This window comes from Nocardioides sp. T2.26MG-1, from assembly GCF_950101795.1.
Lineage (GTDB): Bacteria > Actinomycetota > Actinomycetes > Propionibacteriales > Nocardioidaceae > Nocardioides.
In genome coordinates this window covers 1-408 of the sequence record NZ_CATNLZ010000024.1, presented here as the reverse complement: position 1 = coordinate 408, position 408 = coordinate 1, and the positions used below count along the sequence as shown (strand labels likewise).

At 78.9% G+C, this 408-nt stretch carries 1 protein-coding gene; it reads right to left on the bottom strand.

Features of this window, described 5'->3' with window-relative positions; all coding sequences use genetic code 11:
* Positions 1-130 precede the first annotated feature (130 nt).
* Positions 131-408: hypothetical protein (locus QQZ14_RS14995; protein ID WP_284535149.1), on the bottom strand; the 278-nt coding region annotated here is incomplete at its 5' end.

Sequence of the window (408 nt, the reverse complement as noted above, 5' to 3'; positions counted from 1 at the left end):
TTGACGCCCGCGACGTACGCCGCGAACACCACCCCGAACACCACGGAGCGGAGCTGGGCAGCGACGAGCACACGGGTCGGGGGCATCCGCACAGCCTCCCCGACCGGAGCGGTCCCGTCCGGCGAACGACTCAGAAGCCTCGTGAGCCGCCGCCACCGGAGTGGTGCGAGCCGCCCCCGCCGCCGAAGCTCCGCGCTCCGCCTCCGCCGCCGAACCCGCTGGAGTGCCCGCCGCCTCCGCCTCCGCCGAAGCCGCCACCGCCGCCCCCGAGGAACGAGCCCCCGCCGCCCGAGGAGGCCCGCCGGGCAGCGGCGCGCCGCGGCTCGGCGTCGCGACGGTCGCGACGGGCCCGGGCGGTCGCCTCGTGGGCGAGATCGCGGGCTGACTCCGCGTCGCGCCGGGTCGCGT